The sequence below is a fragment of the Azospirillum sp. B506 genome, assembly GCF_000333595.1.
Classification (GTDB): Bacteria; Pseudomonadota; Alphaproteobacteria; order Azospirillales; family Azospirillaceae; genus Azospirillum.
In genome coordinates this window covers 1-3681 of record NZ_BADK01000451.1, presented here as the reverse complement: position 1 = coordinate 3681, position 3681 = coordinate 1, and the positions used below count along the sequence as shown (strand labels likewise).

Below are 3681 nucleotides of genomic sequence, written 5' to 3'. Positions count from 1 at the left end.
AGCTCCAACAGGTCGGCCGGAGTGCCGTGGCATTGCAGGACTTGTTCGACCTGCTGGGCGAAACCCGGGTTCGGCGAGCTGGCGGGCGGAGACGTTGACCGCAACCGGGACCGGGCCGTGGTCGAGCGCCCAGCGGGTCGCGGTGCGGCAGGCTTCCTCCAGCACCAGTGGGCGGATTTCGATGATCAGGCCGGTGTCCTCGGCGACCGGGATGAAGTCGACGGGGGAGATCGCCGCCCCCTCGTGCCGCCAGCGGATCAGCGCCTCGAAACCGGTCAGCCGGCCGCCCGCCGCATCGATCTTCGGCTGGTAGACCAGCTCGAAGGCTTTCGCCGCCACCGCCTCGCGCAGGCCGGATTCCAGGCGCAGGCGGGTTTCCGCACGGTCGGTCATGTCGCGGGTGTAGAAGACGAAGCGGTCGCCCCCGGCTGTCTTGGCCGCCTGCATCGCCGAATCGGCCATCCGCATCAGGCCGGTGCTGTCGGGCTCCTCGCCATGTGTGTCGGCCGGATGGATGGCGATGCCGACGCTGGCGGTGATGTGGACGCGATGGTCCCCCACCTCGCGCAGCGAGGACAGGCCGTCCAGCAGCCGCTGCGCCACCGTCGCCGCCTCGTCCCGGTCGGCGACGCGCTCCAGCACCACCAGGAACTCGTCGCCGCCCAGCCGGCCGACGGTGTCGCATCGGCGCACGGCGGCGCCCAGCCGCTCCGCCACCCGGCAGAGCAGCAGATCGCCGACCCCATGACCCAGGCTGTCGTTGATCCGTTTGAACCGGTCGAGATCGACATACAGCACCGCCAGCCGGCCGCCTCCCGGTTCGCGCGCGCGATTGGACAGTTCGATGGCATGGTCGAGCCGGTCGAGCAGCAGCGCCCGGTTCGCCAGCCCGGTCAGCGGACAGCGCGTCGCCAGCCGCCGCAGCTCGTCATGTTCGCGCTCCAGCAGGGTCAGGGTGTGGTTGAAGCGGGCGATGACGAAGCCCAGCTCGTCGTCGGCATGGCCGCGCGGCACGGCCAGCGGCTCGCCATAGGGCCTTTCCGGGTCGATCCGTGCCACCGCCCGGCCGATCTGCAGCAGCGGGCGGGTCAGCAGCCGGTGGAACACCACCGTCATCGCCAGCCCGATCAGCAGGTTGCGCAGGGTTCCCGCCACCAGCTCCGCCGAGACATAGGCGAGGAAGCCGGCCGCGGCCCGGCCGGTGTCGATGCCGACGACGAGGGATGCAACCGGGATCTCGTCCGTCACGCCCGCCACCGCCGCGGCGCCGGGCGGGGGCAGCAGATCGCGCGTCACCACCGGCCGGTCGCGGAACAGCAGCGCGGTCACCGCTTGGCCCAGCAGGCCGGCCGGCTTGGTGTCCGGACGTTCGCGGCGGGCCAGCAGGGAGCCGTCGCGGAAGCGGATCTCGGCCCAGGCGGCGTTGGCGCGGACCATTCCCCGCAACACCTGTCCGGCCAGCTCCGCATCGATCGCCCAGGCGGCATTGGCGGCCGGCCCCTCCACCAGTGTGACGACATCCTCCATCTGCACCAGCACCAGGGTCCGCTCGCGCATCGCGGTCCAGGCGAATTCAGCCGCGGTGATGGTCAAACCGATGACGAAGGCGGCGAGAACCGCATGAATCGCCTGCTTCAGCGTCAGGCTGCGCAGGACTGGGATCGCCATCGCACCGTTCCTCGGCCGGATGTTTCGCAACACCATCTTCGCTAAGGAGTAAGCCTTTTGGCAAGGACGGCGAACCGATGCATTAGTGGGGCGACCAATGACCGCGGCGCGGCGGTTCTGTTAAATTTTTGTAACCGAGGCTGTGCTCTATTGCTGACAATGCATATTGTCGCATGGGGGCATTCCTGGGGCGCATGGCTACCATTCAGCATTGGTAATACCACTTCGTGTGCGCCGCAGCATATTCTGCCCCTGCCCATTCTCGGGGCGTTTCCTCCCTAAACTACAGGGCCGCGCATTTGCGCGGCCCTTTTCTTTTTCCGGGAGGATGGGGGGCGGATCAGACCCGGCGGGCGAGGGCCAGCAGGCCGCCGGCGCCGATCATCAGGCCGCCGGTCAGACGGTTCAGCGACCGGGCCGCCGACACGGTGGTCAGCTTGGCCGCGAGACGGTCGCCGCCGGTGGCATAGGCCATGATCCAGCCGAACTCGATCACCACCATGGTGGCGACCAGCGCCACCAGCTGCGGCGCCAGCGGAGCGGCGGCGTCGATGAATTGCGGGAACAGCGCGCCCATGAAGACCAGCGCCTTCGGGTTGCTGAAGGCGACGAGCGCGCCGCGCAGGAACAGGCGGACGGGCGTGCCCTCGCCCGATGCGGATGCGGCGGCATCGCGCTCGCCCGGCTGCTCCACCGGTGCCCGCCAGGCGGCGATGCCGAGCCAGGTCAGATAGGCGACACCGGCCCAGCGCACGATCTCGAAGGCGAGGACGGAGGTGGAGAGCAGGGCGCCCAGCCCGAAGGCCGACAGCGCCGCCATCACCGCCAGCGCCGCGCACATGCCGGCCCCGCCCCAGGCGGCGCGGCGGGCGCCGAATCGCAGGCCGAGACTCATGGCCAGCAACATGTTCGGCCCCGGAGTCATCGAGATCACGAAGGCGGTGGCGAAGAAGAAGGCGAGCGTCTGCCACGTCATGGCTGGAAACCTCGGAACCAGGGGGAGGCCGGGGAGGAGGAGCGACAATCGGCCACACCACAGCAGCATGCGCCCGGTTCCACCGCAAGCGGCGCCGGCGAAACACAGCCATGCTTCAAGGCGTGGCTTTCTGCTCGGGGTCAGTGCGACGCCGTCTGGACCTGCCAGGCGCGGAAGGCCAGGTTCGCCGAATCCTGGTCGGGCCGCTTGTAGGAGGCGAAGCGGCGGTCGCGGATGCGGCTGCGCGCTTCCTTCCACACGGCGTTCCAGTCGATGGCGCCGTCGGTCAGCAGCCGCTCCTCCATGATGCCCAGCAGGGCCTCGTTGACGGTCGACACGCCGATGTTCTGCGTCGCCAGCACCAGCGCGTCGGGGGCGCGTTCCAGCGTGGCGCGCAACCGGGTGTGACCGCCGCAGGACCCCCAGAAGACCAGCGCCGTGCCCGGAGCGATCTCCGTCATGGTGGCGTCCTCGTGATAGCTGTGGCCGCGATGGATGACGATGGAGGGCGTCAGCCCTTCGCGTGCCATCCAGTCCCAGGCGGCGGCCCGCCCGGCGTCGCCGGCCCCGGGAATATCGGCGACGATGACGATCCGGCGCCCGTTGCGTTCGGGGCTGATGGCGACGGCGAAGCCGGACTGGCCGTGCAGCGCCCAGCCCTGCGCGCGGTGATGGCGCAGGAACCCGCGGAAGGAAGCGCGCCCGTCGGGGTCGTCGTAGAAGGTCATCCGCTGCACGTTGATGCCGTTGTGGAACAGGCGCTGTCCGGTCAGGACCGGCAGGGCGGCCAGCGGATGGTTCTGAAGGAAGTGCTGCGCCTCGAAGGCGGGGGTGGCCGGCCGGCCGGACAGGCGTGCCGCATGCAGGCTGCCGGCAAGACCGATCATGCCCCGGGCCGGCGTATCGCCGGTCCCGCCCCGGGCCGGCGTATCGCCGGTCCCGTTTCGGGACGCGACCTCCTGGAGGGCGGACTTCGCCGATGGTTCACCCGCGGCGCGGTAGCGCGCGGCCAGCTCGTCCTCAAGGGCTGCGCGGAT

At 70.1% G+C, this 3681-nt stretch carries 2 protein-coding genes and 1 pseudogene; all 3 read right to left on the bottom strand.

Annotated features, from left to right (window positions below):
• Positions 1 to 1668, bottom strand: a 1668-nt coding sequence (locus I71_RS13715; protein ID WP_244433821.1) for a bifunctional diguanylate cyclase/phosphodiesterase, incomplete at its 3' end; no start/stop codon positions are given.
• 340 nt (positions 1669 to 2008) lie between these two features.
• Positions 2009 to 2644, bottom strand: a complete 636-nt coding sequence (locus tag I71_RS13710; protein ID WP_042695416.1) for a LysE family translocator — start codon at positions 2642 to 2644, stop codon at positions 2009 to 2011.
• A 140-nt stretch (positions 2645 to 2784) separates the two neighbouring features.
• A pseudogene (locus I71_RS13705) lies at positions 2785 to 3681 on the bottom strand (hypothetical protein); the annotation flags it as partial.